Below are 20,118 nucleotides of genomic sequence, written 5' to 3' on the forward strand. Positions count from 1 at the left end.
ATCGCCTGCCTTTGAAGCTGCGGAACAATGTTTGCAGTGGCTTCCTAGAATTAAGGCAATATTGCACGATGTAATGGCCAGACACCTGTCCCTTGCACACGCAGTTTCTCCTGATCAAGCTCAGGCCGAAGGGAGTGATCGTACAGGCCATCAACCCGCTGACAGGCCATCCAGTGACGGACAGCATGCTCACGGGGCAGTGCGACACAACCACGGAGTCGGATCTCACGCAGGTCCAGGTCCCGCCCACCATGATCATCGAGGTGTAATAGCTGATTTCCAGCGCAGGTTCTGGATCACCCTTTCTGCAACCGTCCCGATTCTCCTGCTATCGGAAACATTTCAAGAGATTATTGGCGTCACTGGCTTTCAATTCGCTCAAAGCGCCTACCTCCTCCTGGCACTTTCCACGTTCGTCTTCTTCTATGGCGGTTGGCCCTTCCTGACCGGCTTGATTTCGGAAATCCGCTACAGGCAGCCAGGCATGATGACCCTGATCGCCGTGGCGATCAGACATTCCCCGCACAGGTCATCAAATTGGCAAAAGATGTGCAGGAATCCAAATCGCAGACACAGGATCTTGCGATCGCGCAGCCAATTGGCTGACCGCTGTTGCACTCCTGGGAGGCCTCATAACGCTTCTCGTTTGGAAATTCATTGTTGGCGCATCTTTTTCGTTTGCTCTTGAGCGTATGGTGACTGTCATGGACGTCTCCTGTCCTCATGCCCTTGGGCTTGCAGTGCCGCTCGTCGTGGCAATCTCAACATCCATAGCTGCAAAGCGCGGACTTCTTATTCGCGACGGAGGCGCGTTCGAATCCAGCCGCAATATTCAGGCAATTGTTTTCGACAAAACGGGGACTCTCACTGAAGGACAGTTTCGCATTCTGAAGGTCATCCGAGTATCGAATGATTTTACCAGCGATGAAGAATTGCTCGACTATGTGTCCGCTCTCGAATCGCAATCGGAACATCCGATCGCGAGAGGAATTGTCTCACCCAAACCATCCCCTCGGAAGGTCGAAGCGTTTCGGGCACTCCCCGGCGTCGGCGCCGAAGCAACAATCGACGGCCTGGCGATGAAAATTGTCGGCTCCGGTTATCTTCGAGAGCAGAATCTCCAATATACCAACGGGGATGTTACAGCTCAGCTAGATCAGGGCATACTGTCGTTTACGTCATCGTAAATGACCGAATAGCCGGCGCCATCGCATTAGGCGACAAAGTTCGGCCGGAATCGAAGACTGCGATGATCCGACTTCAGCAAATGAGCATTGAGCCGATGATGCTCACGGGAGACAATCAGCAAGTTGCGGTGGCAGTGGCGAGCGAGCTTGGGATTCGCGATTACTTTGCGGAAGTACTGCCGCAAGATAAAGCCGCGAAGATCAAAGAAGTCCAAGCACGCGGATTGAAAGTTGCGATGACTGGCGATGGTGTCAACGATGCACCGGCTCTCGCGCAGGCCGACGTTGGCATCGCCATCGGGGCTGGCACCGATGTCGCGATCGAGACGGCGGACATTGTACTCGTGAAGAACGATCCAAATGATGTCATCGCGCTGATTGAGCTTTCGCGGTCGACCTACTCGAAGATGGTGCAGAATCTCTGGTGGGCGGCATGTTACAACATTATTACAATTCCGCTGGCAGCCGGTGTTCTCTCGGGCGTGGGGATCATTCTCTCCCCGGCGGCTGGTGCCGTGCTCATGTCATTGAGCACGATTATCGTTGCCATCAATGCCAATCTATTAAAGCTGAACACTTCGGCGTGATGCTGGGCCTGAGCGAATCTTTTTACTCCTGATTTCGTCTATAAGAACAGCATGATGCGCTTAACTCGGTTATTTCTCGCAATGGCCATACTCGTCTCAACGACGGGCGTGACGCTGACGACGCGTACCTGCGCCAAGCCATCGGGGAAGACTACGGCAGCGTGCGCGGCCTGCAAAAAGCCAAGTATGAAGCCGAAGGCATGTTGCGTAGTTAAGGCCACCCACCTTTCTGTGAAGTCGGAGTTTGGCAAGCCTGCTCCTGTCAAGGCCGATTTTTCCTTCATTCTCCTTCCGCTGCTGGCAACCTCCTTCCTCCTCGTGCGCCGTGCAGTAACGACTACAATTATCCCGATTCCTGCGTCCCCGCCTCGAACTCCTGCGGAGCAGTGCGCCCTATTCTCGACCTACCGCATTTAGCGATCAATACTTTCGGCTAGCATATTGCCGGCGACCGCGAGGCCGCCGTAACCGATGTATTTTATCGCAAAATGACCAAACATCCATTCTCTACTTTGTTATTTGTGTGTTCGTTGCTTCTGGCAACAAGCTCTGCGCATGCCCAAACGCCACCGCCTGATAGCTCCATTGCGGGACTCTATGCTATACTCGCTCGCATCGATTCACACCCGATGCTGTTCTCGGGTGAGTCACAGATCGAAGCGGCCCGCCGAAGAATCGCGCAAAAATCCTCGCTCGCGAATCCCATGTTGATGCTCGGCGCCCAAAATCTTCCGACGAATTCCTTCAGGTTTTCGGAGGAGCCAATGACTTCTAAAATGATTGGCATTTCCCAGTCATTCCCTTATCCGGGCAAGCTGAAGTTCGACGGAAAGATTGCTGCGCAAGATACCCTCACAGCGCAAGACGATTTGCAGGAAGCGCGCAACATGCTTGCCCGTGATGTCAAGTTAGCCTATTTTGATCTATATCATCTGGATCAAGAGATTGCGGTCAACAAATTGCATCAGAAGGCGCTGGACGATCTAATTCCTCTTGCGGAGTCTAAGCTTGCCACGGGCAGCACCACGCAGTCGCAAGTACTGGACCTAAAACTCGAGCGCGCAACACTCGCGACAGAGATTATTGAGGAGCGAACGATGCTCCGAGAGCGCGCTGCCGATCTGGAACAAGCATCAGGAAGTCCTGCGGCGGTTACCATGACCTCAAGCCTTGGGCTTCCTCCTTTTACCTATTCGGTCATGGCTTTGGACTCAATTGCCCGCGCGAACCGTCCCACCTTAAAGAAGCTGGAGGCGCAGATCGAGCAGGATCGTCTCATCTACCGGAGAAACGATCTCGACAAATACCCGGACTTCCAGGTATCACTTGCCTACATGCAGCGCGATGCGCTCTCGGCAACTTCGCCGATGAATCCCATGAACTTCCCCGGCGCAGCCATGGCTGGGGTTACCCCATCGTCGATGTCGCAGACCGATATGGTTTCCGCCACTGTCAGCGTCGAACTTCCGTTCAACTTTGGTGGTAAACGCACGGAGGCACTCGCTGAGTCCGATGCCATGCGAGCAATGAAGGTAGCAGATGCCCGAGCCGAAGAACTGAACATCCATACGGCGATTGAAACAAATCTCGCCAAGTTGCAGGGGATTCAAGAAGAGTACACTCTCCTCCGTAACGAGATCTATCCCGCCGTGCAACTGGACCTGCAGACGGACATATCCAATTACACCTATGGGAAAGCAAATATTGACGATATTATTCGCACGCAACTTGGACTCTTCCATCGCGAGCACGATCGCTACCGGCTGGAAGCTGAATACAACAAGGCGATCGCAATGATCGAGTTCCTGACCGGAACAACGCTCACCAAATATACAAGTCGAAACGATTGGAAATAAGAGGCGCTCGATATGACAAGCAAAAATACACTTCGGACAAGTAAAGCCCTGCGGTATGGACTACTGGCGCTGTTCGTCGCAATTCTCGGAGGAGCAGTCATACTTCTCTTGGGCAAGCGAGAAAAGCCAATGAGCCAGTCCAGTACCACGATGACATCGATTACCACGGCCAGCAGCACGCCCGAGATGGTCAGCTTGACAAACGAGGCGGTGGTCCGGTCCGGCATTACGGTTGTTCCGGTTGAATCAAGAGCGTTCACAAGCGAGCTTTCAACGGTTGGCGTGATCGAGATTCCTGAGCCGGCGCAGAAGACGATCGCCGCGCGTGCACGTGGCAGGATCGAACGGATGTTCGTGGCGGCCACTGGGACGTATGTCCGCAAAGGCGATCCACTGTTCGAGTTCTATAGCCCAGATATTCTTAGTGCGGAAAAGGATTATCTCATCGCCGCCGGCGCTGGCGAGATGGATCAAGGCCACACAGCCGGCATGGAACATCATGCGGACGCAGGACTTATGAGAGCCAACAAAAAGCGGCTTGAACTTTATGGGCTGAGCGAGGAGCAAATCCGTCAGTTTGGGGAAAGCCCCACTGTCGCCAATACGGTGACCATTGCCGCGCCAATGGACGGACTTGTGCTGCAAAAGCTGGCACAAGAAGGTTCATATGTCGATGAGGGCACCACGATTTTCCAAATTGCCGATCTCTCGATGGTCTGGGCCGAGGTGAATGTGCCTGAGCAGAATATTCGTTACGTTCACGTCGGTCAGTCTATCCCAATTCGCTCGGAAGCTTATCCTGATGAGAACTTTGTGGGTAAGGTTATCTTCATCTCGCCGGTGGAAGATCAATCCTCACGCACAATTCGAGTTCGGCTCAGCCTTCCGAACCCGTCCTACAAACTTCGTCCGCAGATGACGTTCACGGCGAGCATTCGCTCAGAACTTGGACGGTCCCTCGCCATTCCACAAAACGCCGTCGTGAGAACCGGCACCGGAGACTATGTATGGGTGCTCGACTCTGGCAATATGTTCGCGCGGCACGATGTCACGCTCGGCCTACTCTCACCGGACAACTATTATCAAGTGCGAAGCGGCATCAGGTTGGATGATAGAATCGCCTCGAATGGCTCGTTCTTAGTCGATGCCGAGCATCAGTTCACGAAGAGCAATCCCATGGCCGGGATGAATATGGGCGAAACGGGAAATAAGAATTCCGGGGAGGGCACCGGAACGGTTCGTCGGATCAATACTGCGGACCAGACCATCACCCTCGATCACGGCAATATCCCGAGCGTCATGTCTGCAATGAGCATGGCCTACAAAGTCGCGGATCCCAAATTTCTCCAGGCGGTACAAGTCGATGAATCCGTACGCTTCACTCTCACTCGCTCTGAGAGCGGTGAGTGGCTCATCACTGCAATTCGGGAGAAATAGTCATGGTCGAACGCATTGTTGATTGGAGTGCACGGCATCGCCTGTTCATCATTGCCGTCTTCCTCCTCGTGTCGGTAGTCGGCGCATGGGCAATCGCCACAACGCCGCTCGATGCCATTCCCGATCTTTCGGAGAATCAGGTCATCGTGTTCTCAGAGTACATGGGCCGCTCGCCGCAGATCGTCGAAGATCAGGTGACCTTTCCACTCGTCACCGCGCTCCAAGGCCTGCCCAGCATCAAGGCCGTTCGTGCGACTTCGATGTTCGGCATGAGTTTCATCTATCTGATTTTTGAGGATAACGTCGACCCATATTGGGCGCGAAGTCGCGTCCTCGAAAAGCTTGCGACCGTTCAGGCCAGTTTGCCGGCTGGTACGAAAACGCAACTTGGTCCCGATGGCACCGGCGTCGGCCACGTCTTCTGGTACACGGTGGAAGGGAAAGGATATGATCTCGGAACGCTGCGCGCGCTCCAGGACTGGTTCATCAAGCCCCAACTGCAGTCGGTTGAAGGTGTTGCGGAAATTGCCTCTGTTGGTGGATATGTGCGCGAGTATCAGATCAATCTCGATCCCCTCAAAATGCAGCTCTACGATGTCACACTCGATGACATTACGCGCGCCGTAACTCGCTCGAACAATGCCGTTGGCGGACGTATCATCGAAGTGAATGGACGTGAGAGTTTCGTACGCGGTCAAGGATACTTCACCAGCGCAAGCGACTTTCGAGCGGTAAATGTCGCCACGCGCAATGGCGTAGCCATCCCTCTATCGAATGTGGCGGACATAACGATCGGCGCCGCTCCGCGTCGGGGGTCGCTCGATAAGAATGGAACTGGCGAAGTAACCGGCGGCATCGTCGTCATGCGGACTGGCGAGAACGCCAAAGACGTGATCGACCGTGTGAAATCGCGTATTGCCGAGGTTGCGCCCGGCTTACCAACAGGAGTAAAGATAGAGACGGCGTACGATCGCTCCGAACTGATTGAAGCTTCTGTCGCAACACTCGAGCACACGCTGATCGAAGAAGCTATCATTGTTTCCATCATCATCCTCATCTTCCTATTCCACTTTCCAAGCGCCTTGCGAATTGTTATCGAGATACCGGTTTCGGTTCTCATTGCGTTCATTCTGATGCGGGCCTTCGGCATCACGTCCAACGTCATGTCGCTGGGTGGCATCGCCATTGGGATTGGAATCCTGGTCGATGCATCTATTGTGCTGCTCGAGAATGCTCATCGTCATCTTTCGGATGCCCAAACAAATAAAGAGCGCGATGGCACTGAGTATGACTATCGTGATGTCGTTATTCACAGTGCGCAACAAGTAGCGCGACCGATCTTCTTTTCCATTATTATCATCGTCGTCAGTTTCCTCCCCGTATTTCTGCTCACAGGACAAGAAGGCAAGCTCTTTCATCCGCTAGCATTTACAAAGACATTCTCCTTGCTTGGCAGCGCGCTGGTATCGATCACACTGGTGCCCGTGCTGATGACGCTTCTCATGCGCGGCAAAATGCGACCTGAAGAGAAGAACCCAGTGTCGCGTTTGGCACAGAAACTCTACCTGCCCACACTCGCATGGGCGCTCAAACACAAGAAGACTGCAATTGCTGTTAATGCTCTGGCGCTGGCCGTCGCAATTCCAATCGCGCTCGGTCTCGGCAGCGAGTTCATGCCACCGCTCGATGAGGGCAGTCTGCTATTCATGCCGCTGCTGGTGCCAAGCACCTCGATGTCCCAAGCCACTTGCATCCTGCAAGCGCAGGATGCAATCATCAAGAGCTATCCGGAAGTCGAGCAGGTTCTCGGCAAAGTGGGTAAAGCAGAGACTGCGACCGATCCCGCTCCACAGTCAATGATCGAGACGATTATCCTGCTCAAGCCTCGTGCACAATGGCGCCCTGGAATCACCAAGGATAAGATCGTCGATGACCTCAACCGCAACCTCCGCATGCCGGGCGTGGCACTCGGATGGACACAACCAATCATCAATCGGATCAATATGCTCACGACGGGCGTGCGAACCGATCTTGGGGTCAAGTTTTTCGGAAGCAATCTGGATACGCTCGATCGCCTCGCCTCTGAAGCCGAACGATTGCTTCGACCAATCCGCGGCGCGGCGGATGTAGCAGCAGAGCGAGTCAAAGGTGGATCGTTTTTGGAAATCAGTTTAAGGCCGGAAGCCGCGGGGCTGTACGGGCTGACGCCGGCTACCATCAACGACGTAATCGAGAGTGCGATTGGTGGCGAGAGTGCCGGAACAGTCGTGCAAGGCCGCGAGCGATTCCCAATCACCGTGCGCTATATGCAGGACTTTCGCGGGTCGGTTGAGGAATTGCGATCGCTGCCAGTCCCAGTCCCAATCCCGATCAGAGCGGGAGCAACGTTGTTGACAAGTCAAGCAGGCGCAGGAGCATCGGTCACGTCGAGCGACGCGACAACCGAAATGGGCAGCGGAATGGGAACATCCAGCTCTGCCGGACAGGATAACACCGGATTGACCTCAGGCGGCTCACTTGCCGCCTCTCAAGCCTCGCAGTCAAATCTACTTTCGCCGCCTCCGATCTCACGAATCCAGTACGTTCCGCTCGGAGCATTGGCAAGCGTGGAGATCAAGGATGGTCCCGCTATGGTCTCGAGCGAGAATGGCCTCCTGCGTTCGATTGTCTATCTCAATGTCCGCAGCCGCGACATGGGCAGCTTCGTTTCGGAAGCGAAATCGGTATTGACGAAGGGTTTGCAGCTTCCAGTCGGCTACACGCTTTCGTGGAGCGGGGAGTACGAACAGCAACAGCACGCGGCGTCACAGCTCCGGCTGCTGATCCCGCTTGTGTTCTTCGTAATCTTTCTTTTGCTCTACGTGACACTCAAAGATTTCAAGGAAGCGGGCGTCGTAATGCTCAGTGTCCCATTCGCGCTCATCGGTGGCGTGTTCCTCATCGCGGTTCTTGGCATGAACTGGTCTGTTGCGGTTTGGGTCGGATTTATCGCACTATATGGCATCGCGACGGAGACCGGAGTGGTCATGGTCGTGTACCTGCACGAGGCGCTGGATAAGAAGCTAATTATAAAGGAAGGATCGATGACCGTTAAGGACATATATGATGCTACGATTGAAGGCGCGGTGCTCCGGCTTCGTCCGAAGCTCATGACCGTCGCAACCGCGATGCTCGGGCTCGTTCCCATTCTGTTCTCGACCGGGACTGGCTCCGACGTAATGAAACCAATTGCTGCACCGATGGTCGGCGGCATGCTAACAAGTGCAATTCACGTGCTGATCGTCACACCAATCATTTTCTATGTTCTTAAGGTGCGTGCACTTCACAAAGGAACACTTCGTAAGAGCGAGATCTCCGGCTGGATGCACCATTAGAGCGCACGGTTCTCGATGAGCAGCATCCTCATGGTTTCGAGCATTTGGAGATTATCGGCAAGCCCCGGCCCTGCTTGCTCCCTTGCGTAATCGGTGAAAAACGTATGGCTCCGAATGAACTGGATATTAATATCAAGCCATTCGAGATCGGTATATTCACGGCCCAGCGCATGGAGGTGCTCTTCACGGAGTCGGTCGCTCCATGGCAAGAGTAGATCAGTACCAAGATAAAAGAGGTCTGCATCGCAGAGTACTTGCGCGATACGGCCGGTAGGCCGCTGCGGAATTTCGGTTGCGCGGATGCCTTCCTCCACATCCGCAATGATTTCGCTGCTGACCTCTCGCGCGAGTACTTCCCGTGCAAACTTGCAGCTTTCTTCCTCATGACCAATATAGATCATGTCGAAGCCGACATCATGGAGCCACGCGGCGATCAGAAGAATGGAAGTCTCAGCGTCAGAAAGACGGGTAGCCTCTGCAATCACGCGAGCATACTCGACCACCATTGCGGTATGCTCTACGCAATGATACCGATAACCGGGATGTAGCGAAGCGATCTTGCTGGTCGCAAATTCCTGGACCCGTTGAAGGACCAGTTTCATACTTCCATCCAGAATGGAGTTATCTTTGTACTGTGTCTGCGCCATTCGATCGTCTTTGGACGTCTCGCTTCGTTCTGCAAGCCCTGAACCTTCGTTCAAATGAACGCCGTCCGGTGGCGCTCCTTTGGATGCACTCGTTCTGCCTGGGTGTGGGTGTTGCATATCTGGTTTCTGCTGCCCTTCCAATCTTCCTCGCTACCTTTCCAATCGATTATCTACCCATCGCATTCGCGTCCGCCGCGGTTCTGGAACTCATAATAGCGTATGCCTCGGAGCATCTGGAGCGCACCATCGGACAAGCACGATTGCTCCGACTCGAACTACTCGCTTTGGTCGGCGGTACGATCGCCCTGAGGCTCAGTATGTTGGCCGGCTCGACAATTCCGACATACATGATGGCTTTCGGCCTGCTGGTATGGTCGCGCATCATGATCTATGTGACTGACGACGAATTCTGGGTGATTGCATCCCATCTGTTCGATGTGCGACAGGGCAAGCGCCTGTTCAGCCTTATCGATTCCGGCTCCTTCCTTGCAAAGATACTTGGTTATTTTTCTGTCCCGGTCATTCTCGCATTTTTTCAGGTGCCCGACCTTTTGATACTCTCTGCCATCGGAGCTGCCACAAGCCTCTATTTCCTTCAGCGGATCGTCGGCGATTTCGGTCATGCTTTCGCGACGCATTCTGCGCATCAATCTCCAATAGCGAACCACTCCCAATCCCACAAGCACCGAATGGAGCCTGGCATATCCGTTCTTCGGAAGCGATCAGTCATGGAGTTTGTTCGCGCACACCGGTACATTGCAAGTGTAGCGCTCGTATCGTTTCTCGCAGTCCTTGCGACGACAAGTATCGACTATGGCTTCCTGCGTCAGATCGAGCTTCGCAGTAAAGATATCGCTGAGATCGCGAATTTCCTCGGTCTATTTCTTGGTCTTGCCCAACTCATAAGCCTGATTTTAAAAATCGGCATTGTTGGCCGGCTCTTTAACCGGTTCGGGTTGGCGCGAACCAGCATTGTGCTTCCCGTTGGTCTTTGTGCGATCACGGTTGCAGGACTCATCGGAGCAATGGGCACAAAGGAATCGGCAATGATCTGGTCATTCACCGCAGGAATGCTATTTGTCCAACTATGGTCGGATGCCGTACACGTACCCGCGCTTGCCATTGCATTGCAGCCCCTTTCTAAGCGTGACCGACACAAGGGGCAGTATTTGGTCGGCGGTATCGCGGAGCCGATTGGGTTGGGTGTTTCAGCACTTTTGCTTTATGTCCTCTCAGTCTCCATTGGGTTCACACTTCTCGACATTAGTTACGCAATAGTCGGAGTGTTTGTCGCTTGGGCGTTTGCTCTCGGATGGTTCGATCGGGAATATCGGATGATGGTCTTCCGCGCACTCAAACATCGACGACTTAACGAGGCCGAACTGGTCTTGGATCATGCGACACGACTGATGATCGTCGAGAAGTTGCGAAGCATGAATACGACTGAAGCCGAATATGCTCTCCGGCTTATTCCGCAGACGGAATCTTCATTCTTTATCGACATCTTGCCCATTGTTTTCGATCATGGCGATCGCGCGTTACGAATAGCCGCACTTCAGCGGAGTGAGGAATTCACCCTCACACCTGATCATCAATCACGATTATCCAACACGTTGGAACATGCTATCCGAGTTTCCCAGGATCAGCCGGATGTTCTCGGCCCGATACTACAAGCTTATGGGAAGATCCATGGCGGATTCGACAACACTTCGGTGACTCGTTGGCTTGAGGATGAACGTCCGCAGGTGCTGGAGGGTCTATTGACGGGCTTGTTCAAGAGCCGGACGATGACGAATCTCAGAATCGCCAACGAGCATCTCCGGGCGCTGATGAATCACCCCGATCCCGCGCGGCGGACTTCTGCGGCAAGAATAATCGGTCGGGCCGCCGTCCAGGAGACCAACCCTCAGCTGTTGGCCCTGCTCGGCGACGAAAATGAGGACGTGCGTCTCGCAGCAGCGAATGCATCGTCGCTAATTGCACACCAGGATCTGGTCGAGCCTTTGCTTGAACAGTACTTTAATATGGCAACGTCGCGGCAGTTCATGAGAGGGCTGGAGCTTTGTCTGTCGGCATTTGGGAGTCTCCTCATACCTGCTCTTGCTCGTCGCATTGAGTCGGACGCCGTTGATGAAGCGCGGTTGATACGAGTTGCCCGGTTGCTAGGTCATTCTATTCGTGGAGAGGACCTGTCAATGGACGAACGGGCATTTCACGAGCTGGAGTCGCTTCTCCATTGGCCGCCTTCTCGGAGTGGTGACTTAAGCAATATTCGGCTCGTAACGTTGCGCGCGTTGCTCGGCGCCGTGACAAGATTGGATCGGACAAACCTTGGCGATCGCAGCCTATTCGACCGGCTGATCCGAGAAGAATGCGATCGGGTCTACGAGATCGCTGCAATCTTGTCTTTCGTGGATTCGATTCGCGCTGCTCCGGGGTTATCGCGAGCCGCCCGCTTGTTCCGAAGCACATTAGCATTCGAAATTGTTCGCGCCGCCGAGCGCCTGCTGCTGTTGCTGGGATTGCGATACGAACATCACACTCTGCTTCGCGTTCGTGACAGTCTCCTGTTGGGTGATGAACGCGACCGTGCAAATGCATTCGAAACACTTCATCACATCTTACCAAGTGAAGGCTCGAAGGACATCATCGCGGTGCTCGAAGCTAGTTTATTTTTGAGTGGAAGAGCCCATCATGGTGCCGCATTGGCGGATATCATTTCCATGGGACCAATTGAGCGAGTGCCGCAGCAATTAGCGCTCGATCGTTTGATTTCAAACAAGGACCGATTCTATGGTGATTGGACGATCGCCATAGCACGCTATTGGAAGTCGAGCGAGTCAGTCGCTTCAGGGATCGCTGAACTTCATCATAATTCTACTGGAGGTGAACTTATGCCGTTACTATTTGAACGCGTCATTCTCTTAAAGACTGTTGAGCTATTTCGAGAAACGCCCGATCCGGTAATCGCGCACATCGCACAGGCGCTGGAGGAAGTCCACTTCAAAGCCGGCGAAAACATTATCCAGAAGGGTGAAATTGGCGATTGCCTTTACATCATCGTCGAGGGCCGAGTGCGTGTGCATGCTGGCGTTCATTTCCTGACCGAACTCGGTACTCGAGATGTGGTCGGCGAGATGGCATTACTCGATCCTGAGCCACGTTCTGCTTCCGTAACGGCGATCGAGGAAACGACGTTGTTGAAGCTCCAGCGAGATGTGTTTTACGATCTGATGGCCGACAATGTCGAGATAGCGCGTGGCGCAATAACCACGCTCTCCAGGAAGTTACGGAAGCAAAACGAACAAATTTCGCATGCTGGCGAGGTTGCGGCCTCAAAGCCGGGGGTCGATACCTGAAATCCCCATGCAGCGGCAATTTGAACCTTTCCATTGGAACGTTCCGTTGAAATACCGTTCAATTTAGTGCCGCCTAACAATCATTCTGTTCGTGTCGTCAAGGATACATTTCTTGCCATGAGTAAGTCGCTACTCAGCCAAAACGCTTGGGTCTCCGTTTATAAAGATTCCGATCAAGTAACCGGAAGCCCGGTTGTTGTGAAGACGCTCAAAAGCGAGTTTCCTACAGCTGAGGAGATTACGCGTTTAAATAACGAATACGAAATCACGCAGCAACTTTCGATTCCCGGAGTCCGGCGAGCACTCCGGAAAGAAACGATCGACGATCGCCGGGCGCTCGTGCTAACTCACATCGATGGGGTCACACTTCGGGAAGCATTCGTATCCGAGCGGCAGCCGCTCTCCGTGTTTCTCGACATGGCGATCTCGATCGCTCATTTGTTGGCTGAGTTGCACGCCGCACCGGTGATCCACAAGGATATTAACAGCAGTAATATCCTCGTCGATTTGCAGACTGGCACGGTAAGTTTGATCGATTTCGGTATTAGCAGCCGCATCGATTTTCGCTCCTCGTTTCTCGGCAACCCAGAAAAGCTCGAAGGAACACTCGCCTATATCTCGCCCGAGCAAACGGGGCGAATGAACCGCATGGTCGATTACCGCACCGACCTCTATTCGCTCGGTGTGACGTTCTACGAAGTGCTCTGTGGCTCACTCCCATTCGACACGAGCGACCCGGCGGAGTTGGTCCATTGTCATATTGCGAAAGCTGCGACGCCGCCAACGACACGGAATCCCGATCTGCCAGACACGCTCTCGCGCATCGTGATGAAGCTTCTGGAAAAGAATGCGGAGGACCGATATCAGTCGGCATTCGGACTGCAATACGATCTCGAACGGTGCCGGGAGTCGCTTCAGCAACATGGCTTCATTGCTGACATGGAGCTTGCCACGCACGATTATTCGGGCATTCTCCAAATTCAACAGAAACTTTATGGACGCGAGAAGGAAATCGCGCTTCTGCTCGATGCGTTCGATCGCGCAGCCGATGGCGCCGCGTCACCTATCCTTGTCCTCGGGGCTCCAGGCAGCGGAAAGTCCGCTCTCGTGCATGAGTTACATAAACGGATCAGCACGCGCGGCGGGCGATATGCCGAGGGCAAGTTCGATCAATTTCAGCGCGATATTCCCTATTCGGCAATCGGTCAGGCCCTCGCAGAGCTTGCATTATTGCTCTTGACCGAGCGCGATGACGTGCTGGCCAAGTGGCGAACATCGTTACTGAGTACCCTTGGGACGTTGGGTAAGGTCATCACAAATCTCGTCCCACAATTCGAGTTGGTGCTCGGCCCACAGCCGGATCTTCCCGTGCTCGGTGGCGCTGAGTCTCAGAACCGGTTCCAATACGCACTCAGTCAATTCTTCCTTGCACTTGCGACCGAAGAACATCCGCTCGTGCTCTTCATTGACGATCTGCAATGGGCCGATGCTGCATCACTTGACTTGCTCAAGCTCTTGATGAGCAGTCCCGAACACCGTCATCTTCTCATCATTGGCGCCTACCGTGATACGGAGGCGGACCAAACACATCCGCTGGCGGTCATGCTTCGCGATGTATCCGATTCAGGTGTTGCAATTTCTCGGATCAATGTCCTCGATTTGACTCGCGACGACATATCACGTCTACTGGCCGACGCCCTGTTTCAGAGTCCGGAAGACATTCGAAGCTTAGCCGATTTGGTGCAGGAAAAAACACGCGGCAACGCATTCTTTGTCCGTCAATTTCTGGCATCACTCGATGCTCGAGGGGCCCTCCGGTTCGATTTTAACGAACGCCGATGGCGATGGGATGTCACACAAATCCGACAGCTGAAGATTACGGATAATGTTGTCGAGCTTCTTGCGGATCGCGTGAAACAGTTGCCAGAGGATGTGCAAGGCGCGCTGCGATGTGCAGCATGCATTGGAAGCAGTTTCGATGTCCAAACTCTGTCTTTCATTTCTCGAAAGTCGCCGTTCGAGCTATCGCAGCTTCTTCGCACGGCGACGCTTGAGCGGCTCATCATGCCCGCCGACGAGCGGTATAAGCTAGTGGAAGCTGAAGAGAGCGCGACTTTGGGGCAAACGGCCACATTCTATTTCGCGCATGACCGCGTCCAACAGGCGGTGCATTCTCTGATCCCAGAAGAGGAACGGACAGCAGTTCACCTTGACATCGGTCGGCTACTCCTCAAGAATGTGCCACTTGAGCAGCAATCGGAACGTATATTCGACATCGTCTATCAGCTCAATCTAGGGCTTTCGGCGATAACGGATGCCGCCGAACGCCGATCTTTGGTCGAGCTCAATTTGATGGCGGGGAATAAGGCGAAGCAGAGTTCGGCATACCAACCTGCATTTCTCTTCTATCGCACAGCAATTGGCCAACTGCCGCAAGATGTGTGGACGAGCAATTACGGCCTTGCCTTGACGCTTTACACGGAAGCATCAGAAGCTGCTTACGTTACTCGTGATGCCCTATTGACCGATGCGTGGACTGATGCTGTGATTCACAATGCACGCGATCCGCTCGAATCCATCCGCGCCTACATGATCAAGTTGGACGCCGCGATGGCCGTGAATAAGCATCAGGAGATGCTGCAGTTTGGTCTTGAAGTCCTGGCTAAACTCGGTGTGAAGTTCCCTCGTAAGCCCACAATGCTCCATGTCGTCCGGGCGCTCGCAGCTACAAAGATGCGACTGGCGGGCAAGAAGATCGAGTCGCTGGCGGAACTGCCGACGATGACGGATCCGCAAAAGACGTCTGCAATGACGATCATCGAGCGGGTGAGTCCTTCAGCATTCTTGACGGGCAGTCAGCTCTTCCCTCTCATGATATTCAAGATGGTCGAGCTCTCGCTCAAGTATGGTAATGGCGAAACGGCACCGTATGCTTATGGATCATACGCTATTACGCTATCTGGAATCCTTGGTGACTTCAAAGCAGGTTTCCGGTTTGGCCAAACGAGTCTTGAAACACTTCGGCGGCATTACTCTGAAGACTTCGAAGTAAAGGTGCTCTTCGTGCTTGGGGTCTTCATCTATCATTGGAACAGACCGCTCAAAGAGACCTACGAACTTCTTCAAAAGTCTTATACCGCCGGGCTAAAGATTGGAAATGTTGCCACGGGATACTGGTCTGCATACTACAGGTTGTATTACCAATTCCTTGGTGGTGTCCCGCTGGCCGAACTCGAAAGCGAAGTTGGGACGTACGCCGCTACATTTGCCAGAATGAAACACGATGGTGCCGTGATGCGCTCTGGGTTCTTGCGACAGGTCATCGCAAATCTTATGCACCCCTCAGCCGAACCGACACTTCTGAACGGCGAGCACTTCTCGGAGGAATTGATCGAAACGAATTCGGCCGCCGGGGTCGATAAGACTGGCACATTCGGATTCTATGGGATGAAGGTCATGCTGTCTTATCTTTATGGCGACACACCAGGTGCTGTAGAGAGCATGGAGCATGCGACGGCCTTGGTCGAGTCAGGCGTAGGGCTCGCGGAACTGACAATGTTCCGGTTCTATGAGGCACTCGTGCGATTGCGGGCTGCCGAGGGGGCTATCTCCGGTGAACGAAGAACGCACGACAAGAAAGTGGCAGGCCTTCTTCGCAAGATGAAGAAATGGGCTGCGAGTAGTCCCGATAATTACTCGCATCGCTACCATCTCATACTCGCTGAGCGAGCGAGTAAGCGTGGCAACAAGGAGGAGGCCGGCGAACTCTTTGCAAAAGCACTCTCTGAAGCTCGTGCAAGCGGTTTCCTGCAAGATGCCGCTCTGACTGCCGAACTTGCCAGCGAACATTTTTCAAAGATTGGCGACAATAAGTCTGCGCTCGAATATAGCCGTACGGCGTATCAAGCCTATGAGCATTGGGGTGCACGCGCGAAAGCAGAGCACTATCTTGCCAGACATCCACAAGCTGCGTCGACTGAATTGATTGGGATCTCGGGCCATGGACACACCGTGAGCCATACATCTTCTCTCAGTCTTGATCTCTCGTCGCTGCTAAAAGCATCAACCGCGATTTCGAGCGCTGTTAGGCTTCGCACACTGATCGAGCGCCTACTGACGATTTGTATCGAGTCCGCGGGAGCGGAGCGAGCTGTGTTCTTGCTGCCGGAAGGTGACGGCTCCTGGAAGGAGCAAGCTATTGGCAAGGTCGAAGGACAGAAGATTCGCATAGACTTCCCGGAAGCATCTGATTCGATCGAGGTCTCCCCCGCCGTGATCCAGTATGTTAGCCGCACGAAGCAAAACGTCGTGCTCGTGCATGCAATGAGCGATCCGATGTTCGGACAGGACCGTTATCTCGCCGAAGGGCGTATGAAGTCCGTGCTTGGCCTTCCCATTATGAACCTTTCGACGTTGACCGGCATCTTGTATCTCGAAAACAATCTCGTTGCCGGAGCCTTTTCCCCGCAACGGATCGAGGTACTCCAATTACTGTCTGGTCAAATCGCAATTTCTCTCGAAAATTCCAAGCTCTACGAGAATCTCGAGCAAAAGGTCGAGGAGCGCACGCGCGAGCTCGCAAGCGAAAAACAAAAATCGGACGATCTCCTACTGAATATTATTCCCTATGAGACAGCCGAAGAACTCAAGCGCAATGGGTATGTCCAGCCTCGGAAATTCGATGAAGTAACGGTGATGTTTACGGATTTCGTCAACTTCTCGAGTGTGACGCGCGAGTGGACCGCCGAACAAGTCGTTCAGGAAGTTGACTATTACTTCAGTGCATTCGATGAGATTGTGGGTCGTCACGGGCTCGAAAAAATCAAGACCATCGGCGACAGCTATATGTGCGCGGCCGGTATCCGTTCTGGAACCGAGAACGGCACGAAGGATATGGTCGCTGCGGCCCGCGAGATCCTACAGTTCGTCGAACGCGCAAAAGCCAACACCGGCAAGATGCGAGGCGCATTCAATTGCCGCGTTGGGATTCATCTCGGACCGGTCGCGGCAGGAATCGTCGGGACAAAGAAGTTTGCCTACGACATTTGGGGGGATACAGTCAATGTCGCTTCCAGAATGGAGTCGAACGGCGTCGGCGGCCGTATCAACGTTTCGGGTACGGTGTTCGAGCGCATCAAAGAGATGTACCCTTGCACATATCGAGGCCAGATCGAAGCGAAGAATATCGGAGCGGTCGATATGTACTTCGTGGAGTTGGCAGGATAAAGGTTTACGCAACGACGGATGAGGTTCTCACCCGCCGCAATTACGACGTATCAGTTCTTGTCCTGAGTCGAGCTAAAGACCACCTGATGATTGGTCCTTCCGAACTTCTTGCGCATCGCCTGACCAGCCAGGAGTCCGCTCGTTGCGGCGCCCTCGATGTAGCCAGCGTTCGCTCCATAGTTGGTCCAGTCGCCAGCTAGGAATAGGTTCTTATACCCTGACTCGTCCGGTTTTTTCCGATATTGCTTCGTGTAAGGTACAGACAGCGTGAAGCGCACCGAAGGATCGACATTCGCCTTGAAGAACTGTGAGAAGTACCTTTGATAAGAGGACGCGTTCGGATTGCTCGGATGGATCAACTTCCGGAAGTCGAACCCCATGGGAATTTCATTGAGCGTGGCATTGGGCCAAAATATTCCGGCGTTATCGATGAGCCACTGTTCGCTCGAGTTTTGCACACGACGAAGTTCCTGCAATGGAAATCCGTGGTCGCTAAAATCGGGAATCTCTAATTCATCGCGAAGTGCCCCGCAGAAATAGACAAGGAAACCGGGTTTATTTGAAGCGTCCCAGTCCTCACAGTCGATGATAAGCGACATGTCGATCCAAGAATACATCGCGTCCTGATAGCATACGGTGTTTGGCTCGGAGTCATCGCGCATCCCCCACGCGTTGAGATCAAAGCCCAACTCGCTGAGATTGGGTTTGATCCAGAGTTGCATGGACTGTGTCTGTGTCGTCTTCACATTCTCGATCATCTCCTTCCATGAAATGTCGTGTTCCATGATCTCGGTCGTGATGGATTTGAGAGCGGAAACCGGTATGGCCAGCAGTACTTCGTCAAAATCTGTACCCTTTGTCATTACACGAGCCTTCACGTCAGTCCAATCGCTCCAGGAGTTTTCGAGATCGACGTTCTTCGCCTGCATTGCGCGGGCCTGATCGGGATCGATCTGATCATAGAGCGGCTCGGCTGGCCAGCACTGGAATCCTTTGAAGGGAACGAGCGGATCGTAGCCAGCCCCAGGATTCTTGAGCGTAACCTGATCGGCAATGGTGATCCGCTCGATCTCGCCGGTATCGGAATGGTGAATGTCGTGGACGCGCTGGAAGAACTTAAATTTCACCCCGCGCGCCTTGAGAACTTGATAGATCGGCGTAATCAGGGTCTCACCCGTCCCACACCGGAATTTGAAGACGAACGCTCCCTTGTAGCCGAAGGCGAGCGTCGTGAGCCGCAGCGCGGTGCCTGCCGCGACTCGTCCCCCAGTCAAATCATCACCGTATTCGTTCTGGAAGATCCCGGTATACATGAAGCGCGTGATCGGAAACGCAAGCACGCGCTGGCTGGCACCGTGCATCGCGATCCACTCGCGGTAATCGTACTTCATGATCCGTTCGAAATCGAGTTCGTGCGTCACCGGGTCGTACACATCCTTCAGGATGCCCTTCATATTGACGACCATGAACTCGAGCATGGTCACGATGCGGCGAATCTTATTATCCTCCATCAATCGCTCCTTCACACCATGCAAGAGCCACTCGATGAAATGATCGAGTCCTTCGATGATCGTTTCGTGATGTGGCACTCCAGTCGCGCTGACAATCGGCGTTCCCGTCTCATGCTGCGCCATCTCCTTCACGAGATCGTGGACGTGCGACAGCATCTTGACTTCGACACGAGCCTCAACATGCTTGTAGTCAGCCTCGATTTTTTCGACAAACCCACTCCACCAATGTGGACGGGTGCTTGGTACTCCTCCAGCAGCAACGGTGTTCGAGCCTGACAGAACTGTCGATGCGACGACAGTCGTCGTGTTGCCGCCACGCGAGACCTTGGGCAGCGGTGAATCGGCGTTGAGAGCTGGGATGTTCTCGCTTTGAGGTGGGAAAAATAAATCGAGAATCCATTTTTCCCAGGCCTCCTCCCCTGTTTGGTAGGGCGAACCGAGAATGGCCTCGAGCGCCAAAGCAAGCGCCTTGTCGAACAATTGCCAAACGGTGAGCGGTGGGCCATCGCCAGGTACAGCGTCGTTGCCGGGAAAGACCATCGGCCAGTTGATCCAGCGGCCTTCCGTGGGACTGTACTCCATGAGCAGCGTGCCGTTATCCTCGATGAAGGCATCCTTCCATGTTTGGATCGGACAGTCCGGATCGAGTTTCTTGGCTTCGCGTTCGGCATATACATCCTGGATCAGCCGGAAGGCATTATTGTACCAGCCCTGCATGATGTGGATACCGTGCTCCTCGATACGCATGTTGACGCCGCGGCCCGTGGCAGTCTTGCCACCCACGCGCCAACCACGCACATAGACCGTAATCTCGTAATCATCCTGCCAACCATCGTAGTTGGTCATCTCATGAACGGCTGATAGGGCCGACATTCCCGCCCCTAGCACGGCGATCTTCTTCTTTTGCTTGTCACTCATATCGATACTCACGTTG

General features: G+C 53.8%; 11 protein-coding genes. 9 read left to right on the top strand and 2 right to left on the bottom strand.

Annotation, left to right across the window (positions count from 1 at the left end; translation table 11 throughout):
• Positions 1-92 precede the first annotated feature (92 nt).
• The 7 genes from Q8902_09635 to Q8902_09665 all read left to right on the top strand — a co-directional run bounded on the left by Q8902_09635 (position 93) and on the right by Q8902_09665 (position 8,441).
• The gene (locus Q8902_09635) at positions 93-269 is read left to right on the top strand and encodes a hypothetical protein (protein ID MDP4199821.1); all 177 of its coding nucleotides are present in this window, start codon (positions 93-95) and stop codon (positions 267-269) included.
• 363 nt (positions 270-632) lie between these two features.
• Positions 633-1,187, top strand: coding sequence for an HAD family hydrolase (locus Q8902_09640; GenBank protein MDP4199822.1), 555 nt, complete (start codon positions 633-635; stop codon positions 1,185-1,187).
• Between the two features lie 8 nt (positions 1,188-1,195).
• On the top strand, positions 1,196-1,774 hold the full coding sequence (locus Q8902_09645) for an HAD-IC family P-type ATPase (protein MDP4199823.1): 579 nt from the start codon (positions 1,196-1,198) through the stop codon (positions 1,772-1,774).
• 51 nt (positions 1,775-1,825) lie between these two features.
• The gene (locus Q8902_09650) at positions 1,826-2,191 is read left to right on the top strand and encodes a hypothetical protein (GenBank protein ID MDP4199824.1); all 366 of its coding nucleotides are present in this window, start codon (positions 1,826-1,828) and stop codon (positions 2,189-2,191) included.
• 104 nt (positions 2,192-2,295) lie between these two features.
• On the top strand, positions 2,296-3,630 hold the full coding sequence (locus tag Q8902_09655; GenBank protein ID MDP4199825.1) for a TolC family protein: 1,335 nt from the start codon (positions 2,296-2,298) through the stop codon (positions 3,628-3,630).
• Positions 3,631-3,642: 12 nt separating this feature from the next.
• Complete coding sequence (locus tag Q8902_09660) at positions 3,643-5,067, top strand: efflux RND transporter periplasmic adaptor subunit (GenBank protein ID MDP4199826.1); 1,425 nt, start codon at positions 3,643-3,645, stop codon at positions 5,065-5,067.
• Positions 5,068-5,069: 2 nt separating this feature from the next.
• Positions 5,070-8,441 (top strand): CusA/CzcA family heavy metal efflux RND transporter, encoded by a 3,372-nt coding sequence (locus Q8902_09665; GenBank protein ID MDP4199827.1) that lies wholly within the window; start codon positions 5,070-5,072, stop codon positions 8,439-8,441.
• Here the strand turns inward: Q8902_09665 and Q8902_09670 are convergent.
• On the bottom strand, positions 8,438-9,088 hold the full coding sequence (locus tag Q8902_09670; GenBank protein MDP4199828.1) for an HD domain-containing protein: 651 nt from the start codon (positions 9,086-9,088) through the stop codon (positions 8,438-8,440). The genes Q8902_09665 and Q8902_09670 overlap by 4 nt on opposite strands.
• Here Q8902_09670 and Q8902_09675 point away from each other — a divergent pair.
• Positions 9,076-12,447, top strand: a complete 3,372-nt coding sequence (locus Q8902_09675; protein MDP4199829.1) for a cyclic nucleotide-binding domain-containing protein — start codon at positions 9,076-9,078, stop codon at positions 12,445-12,447. The two genes, Q8902_09670 and Q8902_09675, sit on opposite strands and share 13 nt — an antisense overlap.
• 117 nt (positions 12,448-12,564) lie before the next feature.
• The gene (locus Q8902_09680; GenBank protein MDP4199830.1) at positions 12,565-17,673 is read left to right on the top strand and encodes an adenylate/guanylate cyclase domain-containing protein; all 5,109 of its coding nucleotides are present in this window, start codon (positions 12,565-12,567) and stop codon (positions 17,671-17,673) included.
• Between the two features lie 50 nt (positions 17,674-17,723).
• Here Q8902_09680 and Q8902_09685 read toward each other — a convergent pair whose 3' ends face one another.
• Complete coding sequence (locus tag Q8902_09685; protein ID MDP4199831.1) at positions 17,724-20,114, bottom strand: NAD(P)-binding protein; 2,391 nt, start codon at positions 20,112-20,114, stop codon at positions 17,724-17,726.
• Positions 20,115-20,118 lie beyond the last annotated feature (4 nt).

The organism is Bacteroidota bacterium, assembly GCA_030706745.1.
Taxonomy (GTDB): domain Bacteria; phylum Bacteroidota; class Ignavibacteria; order Palsa-1295; family Palsa-1295; genus PALSA-1295.

Coding starts and splice junctions, on each gene's coding strand:
- Q8902_09650 (MDP4199824.1), top strand. CDS start 1,826: ATGATGCGCTTAACTCGGTTATTTCTCGCAATGGCCATACTCGTCTCA.
- Q8902_09660 (MDP4199826.1), top strand. CDS start 3,643: ATGACAAGCAAAAATACACTTCGGACAAGTAAAGCCCTGCGGTATGGA.
- Q8902_09665 (MDP4199827.1), top strand. CDS start 5,070: ATGGTCGAACGCATTGTTGATTGGAGTGCACGGCATCGCCTGTTCATC.
- Q8902_09670 (MDP4199828.1), bottom strand. CDS start 9,088: ATGGCGCAGACACAGTACAAAGATAACTCCATTCTGGATGGAAGTATG.
- Q8902_09680 (MDP4199830.1), top strand. CDS start 12,565: ATGAGTAAGTCGCTACTCAGCCAAAACGCTTGGGTCTCCGTTTATAAA.